The 15,912-nt window shown below is 62.6% G+C and carries 13 protein-coding genes; 3 read left to right on the top strand and 10 right to left on the bottom strand.

Annotated elements, in window-relative coordinates; translation table 11 throughout:
* Positions 1 to 55 precede the first annotated feature (55 nt).
* The 9 genes from ACNJX9_RS25370 to ACNJX9_RS25410 form a co-directional block, all read right to left on the bottom strand.
* Positions 56 to 1,378, bottom strand: a complete 1,323-nt coding sequence (locus ACNJX9_RS25370) for an NAD(P)/FAD-dependent oxidoreductase (RefSeq protein ID WP_439404755.1) — start codon at positions 1,376 to 1,378, stop codon at positions 56 to 58.
* 53 nt (positions 1,379 to 1,431) lie between these two features.
* On the bottom strand, positions 1,432 to 1,650 hold the full coding sequence (locus ACNJX9_RS25375; protein ID WP_439404757.1) for a hypothetical protein: 219 nt from the start codon (positions 1,648 to 1,650) through the stop codon (positions 1,432 to 1,434).
* Entirely contained in the window at positions 1,647 to 3,110 is a 1,464-nt protein-coding gene (locus ACNJX9_RS25380; RefSeq protein ID WP_439404759.1) for an aldehyde dehydrogenase family protein, read from the bottom strand. The genes ACNJX9_RS25375 and ACNJX9_RS25380 overlap by 4 nt, the downstream gene beginning before the upstream one ends.
* Positions 3,111 to 3,132: 22 nt before the next feature.
* A complete protein-coding gene (locus ACNJX9_RS25385) occupies positions 3,133 to 4,323 on the bottom strand; it encodes an alanine racemase (protein WP_439404761.1) in 1,191 nt (396 codons plus the stop codon).
* An 11-nt stretch (positions 4,324 to 4,334) separates the two neighbouring features.
* Positions 4,335 to 5,207 carry a GNAT family N-acetyltransferase gene (locus tag ACNJX9_RS25390; RefSeq protein WP_439404762.1) on the bottom strand — a complete coding sequence of 291 codons (873 nt, stop codon included), beginning with the start codon at positions 5,205 to 5,207 and terminating at the stop codon, positions 4,335 to 4,337.
* Positions 5,208 to 5,498: 291 nt separating this feature from the next.
* Positions 5,499 to 6,377 (bottom strand): ABC transporter permease, encoded by an 879-nt coding sequence (locus tag ACNJX9_RS25395; RefSeq protein WP_439404764.1) that lies wholly within the window; start codon positions 6,375 to 6,377, stop codon positions 5,499 to 5,501.
* Positions 6,378 to 6,415: 38 nt separating this feature from the next.
* Positions 6,416 to 7,366: an ABC transporter permease gene (locus ACNJX9_RS25400; protein ID WP_057758507.1), complete on the bottom strand. Its 951-nt coding sequence runs from the start codon at positions 7,364 to 7,366 to the stop codon at positions 6,416 to 6,418.
* Positions 7,367 to 7,439: 73 nt separating this feature from the next.
* Positions 7,440 to 9,110 (bottom strand): peptide ABC transporter substrate-binding protein, encoded by a 1,671-nt coding sequence (locus ACNJX9_RS25405; RefSeq protein ID WP_057758509.1) that lies wholly within the window; start codon positions 9,108 to 9,110, stop codon positions 7,440 to 7,442.
* On the bottom strand, positions 9,107 to 10,798 hold the full coding sequence (locus ACNJX9_RS25410; RefSeq protein WP_439404767.1) for an ABC transporter ATP-binding protein: 1,692 nt from the start codon (positions 10,796 to 10,798) through the stop codon (positions 9,107 to 9,109). The genes ACNJX9_RS25405 and ACNJX9_RS25410 overlap by 4 nt, the downstream gene beginning before the upstream one ends.
* Positions 10,799 to 11,452: 654 nt before the next feature.
* Here ACNJX9_RS25410 and ACNJX9_RS25415 point away from each other — a divergent pair.
* Positions 11,453 to 12,778, top strand: coding sequence for an NAD(P)/FAD-dependent oxidoreductase (locus ACNJX9_RS25415; RefSeq protein WP_439404768.1), 1,326 nt, complete (start codon positions 11,453 to 11,455; stop codon positions 12,776 to 12,778).
* Positions 12,779 to 12,892: 114 nt separating this feature from the next.
* On the top strand, positions 12,893 to 13,369 hold the full coding sequence (locus ACNJX9_RS25420) for an Lrp/AsnC family transcriptional regulator (RefSeq protein WP_057758516.1): 477 nt from the start codon (positions 12,893 to 12,895) through the stop codon (positions 13,367 to 13,369).
* A gap of 16 nt (positions 13,370 to 13,385) precedes the next feature.
* Here ACNJX9_RS25420 and ACNJX9_RS25425 read toward each other — a convergent pair whose 3' ends face one another.
* Positions 13,386 to 14,762 carry an aspartate aminotransferase family protein gene (locus ACNJX9_RS25425; RefSeq protein ID WP_439404770.1) on the bottom strand — a complete coding sequence of 459 codons (1,377 nt, stop codon included), beginning with the start codon at positions 14,760 to 14,762 and terminating at the stop codon, positions 13,386 to 13,388.
* Between the two features lie 334 nt (positions 14,763 to 15,096).
* On the opposite strand from ACNJX9_RS25425, the gene ACNJX9_RS25430 reads away from it, so the two are divergent.
* Positions 15,097 to 15,786, top strand: a complete 690-nt coding sequence (locus ACNJX9_RS25430) for a haloacid dehalogenase type II (protein ID WP_057758520.1) — start codon at positions 15,097 to 15,099, stop codon at positions 15,784 to 15,786.
* The last annotated feature ends 126 nt before the right edge of the window (positions 15,787 to 15,912 follow it).

The following is a 15,912-nucleotide window of genomic DNA, read 5'->3' on the forward strand; positions in this document are numbered from 1 at the left end:
TTCCGGTTCAACTGGAATAAAGAGGCCGCGATCTGTTCCATCAGCGGCCGGATCGTCAGATCGCGGCGATGTCCAGCTTCGAGCCGTCGACCAAACGCGAGAGCCGGAACGGTGTGGGATCGACGCAAGGCGTGTCGTTAACGACAAGCTCTGCGGCCAGATAGCCGAGCCCCGGGCCCAAACCGAAGCCGTGACCCGAGCAGCCCGCCGCGAGGACGAGGCCCTGCACCCCGTCCACCTGCGACACCACAGGAACTGCATCCGGCGTGCAATCGACGAAGCCGCCCCACGCGCTATTGATCTTGATTTCGCCGAGTTGGGGGAAGGTTTTCCGGACACTCTCCACCACTTGGCTCACCAGCCATTTCAAGGGCGCAGGATCCAGCACGCGATTCCGCTCGAAGATCCTGTTGTCGTTGGTCAGCAGCGCCGCCATTGAATCCGGCCCCGAAACGAACGATTGGCCGACGCCGAGCCTGACGTTCTTCAGGCGACGCATGAACTGCGGCATGAATTCCCGGCTATACCGGATAGCCTGAGGCGTGATTTCGAGGTTCGCCTTGCCGCTGATCGCAAGCGTATAGCTGCCGTCCAGGCGGCGCGTGATCGTGCAGTAGGGAGTGGAGACCGCCTCGCCTATGTTGATTGTCGGGGTAGAGCGCAGCGCGGTCTGACGGATGCTCGCTTGAGGGAAACTGATCCCGAGCGGCCGAAGCAGGCGCGAGGACCAGGCGCCGGCCGCGCACAGCACCGCGCTGGTTCTGATATAGCCCTTCTCCGTCTGCACGCCCACGATCCTGCCATTGGCCAAGTCGAGCGCCCGCGCGGCGCATCCCTGGTGGATTGTGGCGCCCAGAGTTCTGGCCCCCTCGGCGATACCAGGTGCGGCAAGCGCAGGTTCGGCCTTGCCGTCCCGAGCCGAATAGGTCCCGCCGACCCATTTGTCGCGCGCTTCGGGGACGCGCTCGGCCACCTCCGCCCGGCTCAGCACGCGGGTGTCGACGTCGTACTCCCTGGCGACCTCGCGCCACCTTTCCCAGCCGGCGAGCACGGCCTCGTCGTGGGTCGCATAGACGAGACCGCAGCGTCGAAATCCGAGATCCCGATTGATATCGCGCGTGAGCTCGTCCCACAGCCGCATGGAGATCACCGAGAGCGGCAGTTCGCGGCGATCGCGGTTCTGCTGGCGGCACCAACCCCAGTTTCGGCTCGATTGTTCACAGGCGACGTGGCCCTTCTCGAGGAGCGCCACGGAGAGGCCGCGCTTCGCCAGGTAATAGGCGGCCGTAGAGCCGAGGATGCCGCCGCCGACAATGACGACGTCGGCCTCGGCTGGGAGACGCTCATCGCTGTGAATGCGCTCGACTTGGGGCGACATGTTTCAACGAACCTCGGCTGCCGGGAATGCGGAAGCAAAATCCCGATCTGCCTTCATCGCATCAGGCGCGCGACAGAATGTGCTGAAATCATCTCGGACTTCGCAAGATGTACGGATTTTTGACCGCTTGATCGAACGATGCTGCTCAAGCCCCGGCCGAGTCCCAATTCGGCGAAGGGCGGCGCGACCTGCTCGTCCGTTGGATTGCGCATGTAGCCCTCGGAAATTCCCCCGATCTCAATCGATTGCCCCGGTAGATCGCTCGCCTTCATCGATAAAATCCGAGGACGGCCTTGGTCTCCAGATACTCCTCCATGCCCTCAAGGCCGTATTCCCGGCCGTTGCCGGAGCGCTTGTAGCCGCCGAAAGGTGCGTTGGGGTCCCAGTCGGGATAGTTGAGATGGACTTGGCCCGACCGGATCTGCCCCGCGACGGTCCGCACCCTCTCCATGTCAGTGCCCTGCACATGGGCGCCGAGGCCGTAGACGGTGTCGTTGGCGATCGCGATCGCTTCGTCCACCGAGTCGTAGGGAATGATCGCCAACACCGGGCCGAAGATCTCCTCCTGCGCGATCCGCATGTCGTGACGGACATTGGAGAAGATCGTTGGCCGCGCATACAAGCCGGTCTGAAGGTCCTCAGGCCGCCCCGGCCCGCCTATGACGAGCCTGGCGCCTTCCTTCAGACCGACATCGATCATGGTCTGCACGCGCTCGAACTGCGGCCGGTTAGCAATCGGACCGTGAGTCGTGCTTTCCACAAGGGGATCGCCCACAACCAGTTCTGAAGCAGCCGCGGCCGCCAAGGTCTCGACCCCTTCCATGTGTGAGCGAGGCACGAGCATGCGGGTCGGTGCGCTGCAGGATTGACCGAGATTGCGGAAGGCGGCGCCGACGCCGAGCGGAACAGCGCGGCTGAGATCGGCATCCGGCAAGATGATATTCGGCGACTTGCCGCCGAGCTCCTGGGCAACGCGCTTGACGGTGGGCGCTGCCGCTTGCGCGACGAGAACGCCAGCGCGCGTCGAGCCGGTAATCGAGATCATGTCCACCTGCGGATGCGACGCCAGACGAGCGCCCACGATCGGACCTGTTCCATTGACGAGGTTGAAGACGCCGGGCGGACAACCGGCATCGTCCATCACCTCGGCGAACAGCAAGGCGCTCAGGGGCGACAATTCGCTCGGCTTCAACACCACCGTGCAACCGGCCGCGAGCGCGGGGCCGACCTTGGCTGTGATCTGGTAGAGAGGCCAATTCCAGGGGGTGATGAGACCGCAGACCCCAATCGCCTCTCGCATGATCGCGGTGCTGCCGCGTGGGGTCACGAACGGATAGTTCGCGAGATTGTCGCGTGCGACACGGATATGTTCGGCGGCCAGCGGCACCTGGGCTCGGCGCGCATAGGTGATGGCAGCTCCCATCTCGCACGTCAGCGCCTGCGCGAACAGTTCCAGCCGCTCAAGGAGCAAGGCGTGAATCCGGTCGAGCAGCGCCGCCCTGTCAGTAGGCGGTGTCATGGACCAGCCGGCGAAGGCTCGCCTGGCGGCTGCGATGGCGCAGTCCACGTCATCGTCATCGCCGAGCGCGACGTCAGCGATCGGCTGCTCCGTCGCCGGATTGACGACGGTTGCTGCTGCTGCGACTGATCCGATCGGATTCCGCCATTCTCCGTCGATGTAGAATTTTCCGAGGAAGCCGGCTTCCGTCAGATGTCGAAGGGGCGAGGTCATTGGAAGCGATCCTTTCGACGGCCTACCAGCCGCGCATCCGGGGCCATCGCGCTTCGATCGCGTCGCTGCCGGCGGAGACGACGTTGTACAATTCGTGTTGCGAGGCCGTTGCGCAGGCATGGTTGGGAAGGATGCGGACCTTCGCGCCGATCGAAAGGTCAGGTAAAGACTGCGCTGACCCGGGCCTGATGGCGAGGATGCCGTGCTCCTGGCTCGCTTGCGAAACGATCAGGTCGGGATAAATCTTGCCGGCCACATCGCAGACCAGACCGTAGCCCTGGTCGACCCGCTGTGCCGCTGTGCCGCGGTCGCGTGACAGCGCCATCCAGCCTGCATCGACCAAAATCCAGCCCTTCTCGGGCTTCGTGCCGATCACGGTGGCGAGCACCGAGATGGCGATGTCGTCGGTGGTGCAGACGCCGACGCCGTGCATGACCAGATCGAAGAACATGTAGACGCCGCAGCGCATTTCCGTGACGCCGGTCAGGTCTTCGGCGAAATGGGCGGTGGGCGTGGAGCCGACGCTCACGACAGGGCATTCATGCCCCGCCGCGCGCAATGTCGTTGCGGCGGCGACGGCCACGGCCCTTTCGTTCTCCGCAGCCGCGACAAGGGCCGCGGGCCTGCTGAGGCCGTAGGATTCGCCGGCATGGGTGAGAATGCCGGCGATCTTGACGCCAGCCTCGGCGAGCGCCGCCGCGACGGCGATGAGCTTGGAATCGGTCGCCGTCAGCCCGCCGCGGTGACCGTCGCAGTCGATCTCGATGAAGGCGGATGGTGTCACACCGGCTGCGCGACCGGTCGCGCCAAGCATGGCCGCCTGCTCCGGCGAATCGAGCAGCACCTTGAGGTCGACGCCTGCTTTCCGCAGGCGGATTGCTCTGTCGGCGGTGTGAGGAGAAAGTCCCACGGCATAGGTGATATCCCGGAATCCATGCTGCGCGAAATACTCCGCCTCCGCCAAGGTTGAGACAGTGATTGGTCCCGCCCCCGATGGATAGACGCGTTGGGCGACGTCAATGGATTTCGCCGTCTTCATATGGGGACGCAGCACGACGCCTTGCCCTGCCATACGAGAGGACAGGCGCACGAGATTGCGGTCCAGGCGGTCCTTGTCGAGCAGGAGAGCCGGTGTTGCCAACGCACCGACCGTTGCGACCGTCTCGCCCGGACCGGCATCTGGGATATCAGTTCTGTCCTCGACGCGCAGCATCCCGATGTCCCTTATCCGAATGACTGGTTGGCGAGCCCGAACATGCGGGCCGGTCCAGTCCATGGAGCCGGTGTCCCCAGCACCATGGTGGTGGCATCACTGACCCGTTGCAGCCCGATGCTATCGAGCCATTCCCCGAGTTGCGAGGAGGCCGGAGTATCGATCCGGACGAAGACCGGGCCGAGCCGCGCGATCGCGAATTCGATCAGCGCGCGTGCATCGGTCGGGCTTTCGGCCACCACGGGGCCGATGACGTGCCCGCGGCCGAAAAGACGAGAGATGGCGTAGCCGCAAAGTATGCCGTCACGCAGCAGGACATAACAGTCACCGCTATCGAACAGCCGATTCAGCAACTGCCGCCGCTCCAACCCCGTAGCAATGCGGTCGAGCCGCGCGATCGCTCCGAACTCCGATGCGGCCATCGGCCTGAGGAGGCCAGGTCGCGGCGTCTCGTGGCCTGGGCGTGGAATTCCCTGATGCTGATGGATGATCCCGGTCGGCACAAAGCCGCGGCGGCGATAAAGCGTGACGCCTTCGGCGGTCGAGTTCAGCGAGATGATCCGCGGCCGCGCGGACGTCAGCAACGCATCCATCAGCCGCGCCCCATAGCCGCGGCCCTGAGCGGCCTTCGCGACGATGATCATGCCGGCGGACGCATGCGTCTCCCCGTACGGCCACCACGCCGCGGTGCCGATCACCGTCCCACCGCGCTGCAGAACAAAGCCATAGCCCAACTGCAGCGCAACGTCCCAATCCTCGATCCGGTAGGGCCAGGACATCTCCTGCGAGAGCTTCAGCGCGCCTTCCAGATGCGATCTGGAGAAAGGAAGCAGGGCCACGTCCGCATTGTCGCGACCTTCGGCCTGGTAAGCTGCGGTTGTCATATTGAGTCGACGTCTCTTGCGGGGTTTGCCGGCCTCATCGCCAATGCCTGATAGCGCGAGGTCACCTCATGATCCCCGCGCAGTTCGCAGCGTAACTTGGGTCCGACGGCATTACGCCGCCGGGCTGGCGCAAAGTTCGGCATAGAATTTCATTGATGATGCGGCAACAGGATCAATCTGCTGGCATCGGCGGTGAGGCGTCCCACCAATAGGGCGTCGCCTTCTCGTCAACTCTCGGCGCGTGCATGGCGTTTGCGTCTCGTATGATCAGCCGTGGCTCGGCTCGACGTATCAAATGTGGTCGTCTCGAACGTCGAGGGCATCTCGCAGACCGTCGCCGATGAAGTTGAAGCTCGTCACCGCAATCGTAATTGCGGCACCGGGAATGATCGCGAGCCATGGAGCCCTCGCCAGATATTGCTGGGCGCCGTTGAGCATGTTGCCCCAGCTCGGCAGCGGCGGCTGGATGCCGTAGCCGAGGAAGCTGATATAGGCTTCCAGCAGAATCGCGCGGGCGACCGCCAGGCTTGCGGCCACGATGATGGGACCCATGGCGTTGGGCAAGATCTCGCGGAACATGATATGCTTCCCGCTGAGCCCCACCATGCGTGCAGCCTGGACAAACTCGCGCTCGCGCAGCGAACGGACTTCGGCCTCGACGATCCTGGCAGTTTCCATCCAGCTCGTGACGGCAATGATGACGGTGATCATGACGGGACTCGGCCGCAGCGTCGCGGCCAGCGCCAGGACGAGGAAGATCGAGGGATAGGACAGGAAGCCGTCCACGGTACGCATCAGCGCCACCCCGACCCAGCCACCGCGATAGCCGGCCGTCACGCCCACCAAGGTGCCGATCAGCGTTGACAGCAACATCGCGGAGAAACCAACCAGCAGCGAGATGCGCCCGGCCATCAAGAGCCGTGCGGCCAGGTCACGTCCCAAGGGGTCGGTGCCCAAATAGTGCTGACCGCTGAGAGGTGGAGCAAAGCGCGCGCGCAGGTCGATCTGGAGGGTATCGTAAGGCAAGGTATAGGGACCGAGGACGCACGCCAGCACGAGCAGGCTGATCATCGCGATCCCAACGAGCGCCAGATGATGACGCGTGAAGCGGGACACCGCACGGCTGTGCCACCAGCGAGTCGGAGTAGCGGGCGCGGCGATGACGGTCATATCTGCTGCCTCCTGTTATCAGGCGTTACTCCGCGGCCTCAGCCCAGGCGAATGCGCGGGTCGACCGTGGCGATGATGATGTCTGCGATCAGGTTGCCCAACACGACCAGGATGGCCGAGAATATCAACAGCCCCATCACGACGGGATAGTCGCTGTAACCGAGACTATCGAGAAACAGCCGACCCATTCCCGGCCACGTAAAGACCGTCTCGGTGACCAATGCGCCGGTCAGGATGCTGGGCAGCTGCATCCCTGCCAGCGTGATCATCGGCAGCAATGCATTGCCGACGACATGCTTCAGCAGGATGCGGCGTTCGCTGACGCCCTTGGCGCGCGCCGTCTTGACGAAATCCTGGCTCAGTGCATCCAGTGTCGCCGTGCGCATGTAGCGGCTCCAGATCGCGACGTGAACGAGCGACAGCACCAGGCTCGGCAGAATCAGGTGGTGCAGATAGTCCAGCACCGAGCCGTCGCCGATCGTGTACATGTTGCCTGCAGGAACCCACCCGAGCTTCAGGGTGAAGATGTAGATGCCAATGAGGCCGAACCAGAAAGTCGGAACCGACAGGGCGACCATGGCGCCGACGGTCGCGCAGTAGTCAAACAGGGAATAGCGGTGAGTGGCGCCGCGGATTCCGACCCAGGCGCCGAGCGCGATCGCAAATGCGGTGGACGTGCCCATGAGCAGCAGCGTCGCCAGCAGGTGCCGACCAATCACCGCCAGCACCGAAGAGCCGTCGCGGAATGAGTGTCCCCAATCGCCCTGGAGCAGCCGCCAGGCCCAATCGAGATACTGAATCCATAGCGGCCGGTTTAGCCCGAGCTGCGCCGCGAGCCGCTCCACATCCTTCTGCGTCATGCCCGGATCGAGCCCGAACTGCGCGAGAGGACCGCCTGGCATGAGGTTGAGAACGGTGAAGCCGATGATCGAGACGATCACCAGCAGCACGATGCTCTGCGAGAGACGATTGAGCAGGAACCCGGACATTCGAGTCACCATGTTGGCGTTGCAGCATCACTCCAGCGCCGATCTCGGCCACAGGGTCTCGGCCGGCAGCACATCAGCTTGCCCAATACCAAGCCAGCGCGTTCCACGATTCCGTGCGCGTATTGCCGTTCGGCACGAAGCCGTTGATCCCTTTCTTGAGGCCTTCGACCGCATTGCTCTGGTACAACGGAAGGAAGGGCAGGTCGCGACGGACCAGTTCCTGGACGCGAGCGTAGATCGCGCGCCGGGCTTCCGGATCGAAGGTGCGCGCGCCCTTGTCGAGCAGCGCATCGACCTCCGGATTCGCATACTGCGCATTATTCGAGCCGCGGCCGCCCTTCGCGGCGATCGACCGCGAGTGCAAGCGATTGGTTACGTCGGGGTCTGCGCCGATCAAGTAGGTGCTGCCGACGATGACGGAATCGAATTTTGATTGCCCCCAGAACTCGCCCCACATCACGGCGGCGGGCAGGTTCGATATCTTCATCTCGACCCCCAGCTGAGCAAACGTCTGCTGCAGGTACTGCTGCACCTGTTCGCGCAAGGGATCGCCGGACGTGGTCGAATTGGTAAAGGACAGACGAACGCCGTTCTTGGTGCGAATGCCGTCGCCTCCCGGCGCCCAGCCGGCTTGATCGAGGATCTTGCGCGCGCGATTGAGATCGAACTGGTGCAGCGGCAGATTGGCGTTGAAGAAGAAGGACTGCCGCGGCATGAAGGTCTCTGTCGGGGCCGGCACTCCATAGTAGAGCCCCTGGATGATGGCCTCCTTGTCGATCGCCGCGTAAAGCGCCTCGCGGACCGCAAGCTCCTTGAACTGCGGCCGCTCGAGGTTCAGGTAGAAGGACTCGAATGAGGTCCTCGGGACGAGGGTCACGACGCGGTTCGGCAGCGTTTTGGCTTCCCCGTAGTGATCAGGGGTGATGTAGGGCTGCCCCACCAGATCGATGTCGCCGCTCTTGAATTGGGTGTAGAGGACGGTGAGATCGGGAATGTATTTGAAGACCAGCCTCTCGATGTGAGGGCCTTCACCGAAATAGTCGGGGTTAGCCACAAGCTCGAGATGATCGCCGGCGACGCGCTGTCCCCACTTGAACGGACCGGTGCCGACCGGGGCCTGGTTAAAGGCCGCGTTGTTCGGATTGGCCTCCGCCCCGAGAATGTGCTTGGGGACGATGAAGGTCTCGGTCAGGAACGACAAATAAGGCGCAAAGGCCTCTTCCATTCGCCACGAGATCTCCGTCGGTGAGATCACGGTGATGTCGCGCACGAGAGCATGTCCGGCGGTACGCCAGGCCCGGAAGTCGGGATTCGTGATCAGCTCGAGCGTGAACTTCACGTCCTCGGCACCGAAAGGCCTGCCATCGTGCCAGCGAACGTCGTCACGCAGACGAATGCGCCACTGGAGACCGTCCTGCGAGATGCCCCCATTCTTCTGGTCCGGCACTTCCACCGCAAGGTTGGGCTGAATGGCGCCTTGAGGATCGATGCGAAAGAGCGCGTCGAAAACCGAGAAATGCACGCCGTCATCGACTTCGATGTGGGCCATCAGCGGATTGAATACGGTCGGCTCTTGTCCGAGCCCGACGATCACGCGGCCGCTCGGCTTTGCCGCAGAGCTACGAGCGAAGGCGGGCTCGCCAAGGAGGTTCGGCGTGATGAAGGCAGCAGCTCCGCCGAACGCCACCATTCGCAGGGCATCGCGCCGCGAGTAGTTCGATGTATCCGCAGACCGCTTGATCATAACGACTCTCCTTGCTTGGGGTTCTCGACGTAGCCTTCATGTTGGGGCATGCTTCCGGGCTGCTCGCCCGGGATCGCCGCCACCAGCTCTCGCGTGTAACCGGATTTCGGGGCGAGAAAGATCTGGGACGGCGGACCGCGTTCCACGATTTGTCCTCGATGCATGACGGCGATTTCGTCGCAGATCTGGCTGGCGACGCGCAGATCATGCGTGATGAAGATCATCGAGACGCCCGTCTCGCGCTGAATCTGGTCCAGCAGTTTCAGGATCTGGACCTGGATCGATACGTCGAGCGCAGAGACCGCTTCGTCGGCAATCAGCAGCTTTGGCTTGAACATCAGCGCCCGGGCGATGCCGATGCGTTGGCGCTGCCCGCCGGAGAACTCGTGTGGATAGCGGTCGAAGGCTCCTGAATCGAGGCCGACATGGGTCAGAAGCTCCCGCGCCCGCTCGTCGGCTTCACTGTAGCGCATCCCATGCGCGACGGGACCAACTGTCAGAATTTGCCCGACCGTCGATCGCGGATTGAGCGAAGCAAAAGGATCCTGGAAGATCATCTGGATTTTTGGCCGCAACGGCCGAAACTTGGCTTCAGAAAGCCCAGCCAGGTCGCGGCCCTCGAACCGAATCGAGCCGCTGTCGCTCTCCATAAGCTTGATCAGCAGCCGGCCGAGCGACGATTTCCCCGAGCCGCTTTCGCCGACGACGCCCAGCGTGCGCCCCGACGAGAGATCGAAAGTGACGCCATTGACCGCGGGCACGATGCGCTGCGTACGGAAAAGTGCGCTGCCGCTACGATAGGTCTTTACGAGGCTTTCAACCTTCAGGATGGGTTCCCTGTCGGCAGCGTCCAAGGCAACACGGTCCTTACCGGTCAGGTGCGGCACGGCCGCGATCAGGCGCCGCGTATAGAGGTGGCTGGGCGACTTCAGGACTTGCGCGGCACCGCCCTGCTCCACGCAATGGCCTTTCTCCATCACCACGACGTAATCGGCGATCTCGGCCACGACGCCGAAATCGTGGGTGATGAACATGACGCTCATCCCCTTGCGGCGCTGTATGTCGCGGATCAATTGCAGGATCTGCGCCTGGGTCGTGACATCAAGTGCGGTGGTCGGCTCGTCCGCAATCAGGATCGCAGGCTCGAGGGCCAGAGCCATGGCGATCATGACCCGCTGCCGCTGTCCGCCCGAAAGCCGGAAGGGATATTGGTGATACATGAGTTGCGGGTCGGGCAAACCCACTTCAATCAACAGGTCGATGGCCCGGCTGCGACGGGACGCCGGCGTGCCGACATCGTGCGCGGCCATCACCTCCTCGATCTGCGCACCCACGGTCATCAGCGGGTTGAGCGCCGAGAGAGGGTCTTGAAAGATCATCGACACGACGCGGCCGCGCAGGCTGCGAAGCTTGTCGGCCGAGAGGCCTACGATATTCATCCCATCCAGGCGGATCTCACCCGAGGAGACCCGGATCGCCTTCGGGAGAAGACCCATGATCGCGTTGGCGGTGACCGACTTGCCCGATCCGGATTCTCCGATGATACAGAGAATCTGTCCGCGTTTCAGATCGAAAGAGATGTTCTCGACGGCGTAGGCCCGCTCCATTCCTTCCGGCAGACTCACGGTCAGCTCGCGCACCGACAGCGCGACATCGACGGGGCTTGCCGCCTGGATGCCAGAGGCCATGCGAGCATCCTCCTCTTTCAAGCCAGTGCCGTCATCTTGCTGCGGCCGGCGCCTTCGGCTCCTTGCGCCTCCACGCTCCTGGGACAAGTCAATAATTCGCCGCTCAACTTGCCATTCCTTCGTTGGAGGCTGCGACATGATTCAGGCCTCTTCGCGCAAGAAGCAAGAGCAGATGCCCAGAACGCAGCGCCACCCAATTTGGCCAACTCGATCGAAGCGAAGCTCAGATGGCATCCGCGTCACGACTTGATCACTTCCGAAGGCCTGCTCCTGGACAAGGCTCATGCAAGTTGCCTCTATGGACCTCGACCCATCGATCGGTTGGTTCTGCCGATCTTGACGATTTCGATCACCCCGGAGTCGCCGAAAGCCGGCGTCGAAGCAGCAGGAACTTCTGAAAACGAAGTCTGATTTGGCATTTCAGTCTGCGCGGCCAAGTCCGCTGTGGCGCCCTGCCAAGAGAGCGCGCGATGGATTGCAGGGTCACCCGCATCGGCCTCGTCCTGCAAACTGCGGCGCATGCAAAGAATTGTCGCAATAATTGCCTGTGTCAAAGGCAGCAAACCGCAGGATATTCGGTCCCATGACCAAAGTCCGCCGGGCCTGCCGCAACTCCTCGGTTACGCTACGGCAACCACTGGAGATCACCGTCCGATGAGCGCACCGCTCCTGCATATCGAATCCAGTCCGTCCTTGCCTCGTGAGGCAGACGTCGTGGTCATCGGCGGCGGCGTGGTGGGCGTATTCACGAGCTACTATCTCGCCCGTCGCGGCCTCAAGGTCGCCCTGCTTGAAAAGGGCCGCGTCGCCGCCGAACAATCAAGCCGCAACTGGGGATGGTGCCGCCAGCAAAACCGCGACGCTCGCGAGCTGCCGCTTGCAACCAAGAGCCTCGCGCTCTGGGAGCGAGTTGCCGAGGAGACGGGTGAGGATATCGGTTTTCGCCGTTGCGGTCTGCTGTACTTGTCGAACGACGAAAATGAGCTGGCCGGCTGGGCCAAGTGGCGCGACTTCGCCAGGACCGTCGGCGTTACGACGCACATGTTGAGCGCCGAGGAGGCGAACGCGAGAGGCAAGATGACCGGTCGCAAGTGGAAAGGAGGCGTATTCTCGCCAACCGATGGGACGGCGGACACCTCAAAGGCCGTGCCCATCGCGGCGCGTGCGATCATGGCGGCGGGCGGCACCGTGCACCAGCATTGCGCGGCGCGCGGCATAGAGCTCACTGCCGGCCGGGTCAGCGGAGTGGTGACCGAAGCCGGCACGATCCGGACGAAAACGGTGGTCATGGCAGGAGGCGCGTGGGCGTCTTCGTTTTGCAACCAGCTTGGCATTCGCTTTCCGCAGGCATCCGTGCGCTCTTCCATTCTCGCCCTGGCTCCCGGCGCGGCCGGGCTGCCTGATGCCCTGTACGCCGGGCTGGTATCGGCCACGCGACGCGGCAATGGCGGATACACGCTGGCAATCAGCGGGCGTGCGCGGGTCGATCCGACGCCGCAGCAGTTCAGGTTCGGCCGCGAATTCCTGCCCATGTTCGCGCGCCGGTGGCGAAGTCTCAGCCCCGGGGCTTTCGAGGGCCTGAGGCAGGGCCATGAATCCCTGGCGAAATGGCGTCTCGATGCGGTGACCCCGATGGAGCTGAACCGGACGCTCGATCCGCGCCCTGACATGAGGCAGATTCGGCTGACGCACCGAAGAGCCTGCAGGCTCGTGCCGGAACTCCGGCACGTCGCGATCTCGAACGTCTGGGCCGGCTACATCGACAGCACGCCGGACGGCATTCCCGCAATCGGTGAAGTTGAATCGATTCCAGGTTTCATTCTTGCGGCGGGGTTCAGCGGCCACGGTTTTGGAATTGGCCCAGGCGCGGGGCATATGATCGCCGACATCATCACGGGCAGTCCTCCCATTGTCGATCCGCGCCCCTACAGGCCGGAGCGGCTGAAAATGAGCGCCTGGGGCAAGGTCAGCGAGTTCTAAAGGCAGTTTCCACCGTCCGGTGGGAAAACACGCTGGTTGATGTTATGACAATATGTATGACGCAGAAGTCTCAGATCCTTGACGCCGTTGTCGCCCCCATCTCATGGCATTGCGATGAAGCTTGATAAGATCGACATCAGGATTTTATGCGAACTGCAGAAGAACGGGCGGATTTCCAACGTCGAGCTCGCAGAGCTGATCAACCTTTCTCCGAGCCCGTGCCTGATGCGCGTGAAGAGGCTCCAGACGGAAGGTTTCATCACCGGCTATTCCGCCCAGATTGACGTTTCCAAGCTCGGCCAAACTCTGACTGTCTTCGCCGAAATCACCCTCAAGAATCATCGTCAGATCGATTTCGCGCGCTTTCTCACGACGATCGAGAAGATCGATTCCGTGGTCGAGTGCCATCTCGTTTCGGGCGGATACGACTATCTCGTCAAATTCATCACGGCCGGGATCAGCGAGTACCAGGCGGTCATGGAACGCCTGGTCGAGATGGATATCGGCATCGACAAATATTTCAGTTTCGTCGTGCTGAAATCGCCGATCGTGAAGTCCCATTTGCCGCTCGAAAGCATCTTCAATAGCTGACAAGCAGGCGCAGCGATCAACCTTTCATCGCTGCGCGGACGCCCTTGTCTTCGAGCGTCTGGTCGAGCGTGACCCTTGTCCGTTCGATGATGCCGTCGATATCCGCATCCGTGCAGCAGAGCGGCGGCGCATAGCCCAGCACGCCCTGCGCGAAGGCGCGGATGACGAGGCCGTTGTCCCATGCGCGATCGAAGATACGGCGCGCCGCGTCGGCTTCCGCCGGCAGCGGCGTCTTGCGGTGCTTGTCCGTGACGAGCTCGATTGCGCCCAGCATACCACGACCCCTGACATCGCCGACGAGCGGATGATCGGCAAGTCCGCGAAGTCCTTCCATCAGACGATGCCCGGCCTTACGGCCGTTCTCCAGCAGGCCGTTTTCGTAAAGATCCAGGCACGCGAGCCCGACGGCTGCGCTGACGGGGTGTGCGGAATAGGTGTAGCCGTGGCCGACGGCCGCCTTGCCGGCGCCGTCTGCAATGGTGTTGTAGACGCGGTCGGACACCAGAACGGCCCCCATCGGCACATAGCCCGACGTCAGGCCCTTGGCCGTGGTCATGAGATCCGGCACGACATCGTCCTCTTCACAAGCGAACAGCGGACCGACACGGCCGAAGCCGGTGATGACCTCATCGGCAACGAACAGAACATCGTGCTCCCTGCAAACGGCATGCATCGCCTTCAGCCAAGACGGCGGCGGAACGAGGACGCCTCCTGACCCCTGTATCGGCTCGACATAGAAGGCGGCAACGCGTTCGGCACCAAGTTCGGCGATCTTGGCTCGCAACGCCGCGACCGAGGCCGCAATGATGGCCTGTGGATGGGGACCGACAGGATTGCGATAGGCGTAGTGCGACGGAATCTTGTGCTGCCAGTTGTATGGCACTCCAAATCCCGCATGAAAGGCCGGCAGAGCAGTCAGGCCGGATCCGGCGGTCGACGATCCATGGTAGCCATGCTCGAGCGAAATGAACTGGTCCTTCTGCGGCCTACTCTTGGCGTGATAATAGTACCGGATGAACCGGATCGTGCTGTCGACGGCATCTGAGCCGCCCAAGGTGAAATAGACATGGTTCAGATCGCCAGGCGCCAATTCAGCCAGCCTGGCCGCCAGCCGGATCGCCGGGTCGGAGCCCAACCCGAAATAGCCCGTTGCATAAGGCAGCTCGCGGAGCTGCCTCAAGGCAGCCTCGACGATGCTGTCCTGTCCGTAGCCGGCATTGACACACCACAGGCCCGCAAAACCGTCCAGCAATTGACGTCCCGAGACGTCGGTCAGCGTCGCGCCCTTCCCCGACTTCAGCACACGAACGCCTGTCGCCTCGTGGCCGCGATAGGATGAGACCGGGTGAATCAGATGCGCGCGATCGAGCTCAATCAGCGAGTTGCTCAACATGTCGTCCTCCAGATCAGCCGCAATGCTCGTGCGGCCCGCTCCGATGTCTTCGGAGCTCAACGTAAGACGCCCAGGACAGCACTTGCTCCCAGGCTGGACATCGACGAAGGGCATTTTGACTGTCATTGACGATCTGCGCCGCATCTTATGCCGGCATCGGCCTGCGCCAGGCATTGGCGCTCAAGTCGTTCGCACAACTCTCTGCCATGCCTCCGATCCGATACGACACAATCTGCTTCCGGCCGCCGCGACAGCGGTGCTTTATCCGGTCGGCTGCCCGCTATGATTCCTGTCGTACCGGAACGCGGTGCGTGAGACCGAAAAGGATCGAGCCATGGCAACGTTTAGACCCAAATACATCACCTTCGACTGTTACGGCACGCTGACCAATTTCGACATGGCCGGCGCGGCAAGGAGAGTCTATGGCTCCGAGCTCTCGTCGACGGCTATGGCAAAGCTGATCAAGGATTTTTCGGCTTACCGCCTCGACGAGGTTCTCGGCGCCTGGAAGCCGTACTTCGAGGTGGTGCACAATGCGCTGGAGCGCGCGTGCAAGCGCAACGGCATCGCATTTCGTCCGGAGCATGCCCAGCGCATCAATGAGGAGATCCACACATGGGGTCCACATCCCGATGTCCCGGCGGGCCTGGCCAAAGTTGCCCGGGAGATTCCGCTGGTCATCCTGTCGAACTCCATGAAGAACCTCATCATGTCGAATGTGGAAAAGCTTGGCGCTCCGTTCCACATGGTCATCACTGCGGAGGAGACCGGCGCTTACAAGCCGCAGATGAAGGGCTTCGAATATATGCTCGACAAGCTGGGTTGCGGCCCGGAGGATATCACCCACGTCTCCTCCTCCTTCCGCTACGACCTGATGACCGCCTACGACCTCGGCATCAAGGGCAAGGTCTGGGTGAACCGCGGTCACGAGCCTGCAAACCCCTTCTATGAATACACCGAGGTCGCCGGCATCGACGGGCTCGCCGCAGCAGTCGGCCTGGAGCCCTTGCGCAAGAGCGCATGAGCGCAGTTCCTTCGGGTTCTCTCGTTGCGCTTCCATCCTTCAAAAGCTTCAATCGAAATCAGTGCGCCGTGAAACAAGAAAAGGGGGCGGTTCGACCGTCCCCTTTTCTTGTTCAGATACTGATCC

The organism is Bradyrhizobium sp. BLXBL-03, from assembly GCF_051853015.1.
Classification (GTDB): Bacteria; Pseudomonadota; Alphaproteobacteria; order Rhizobiales; family Xanthobacteraceae; genus Bradyrhizobium; species Bradyrhizobium manausense.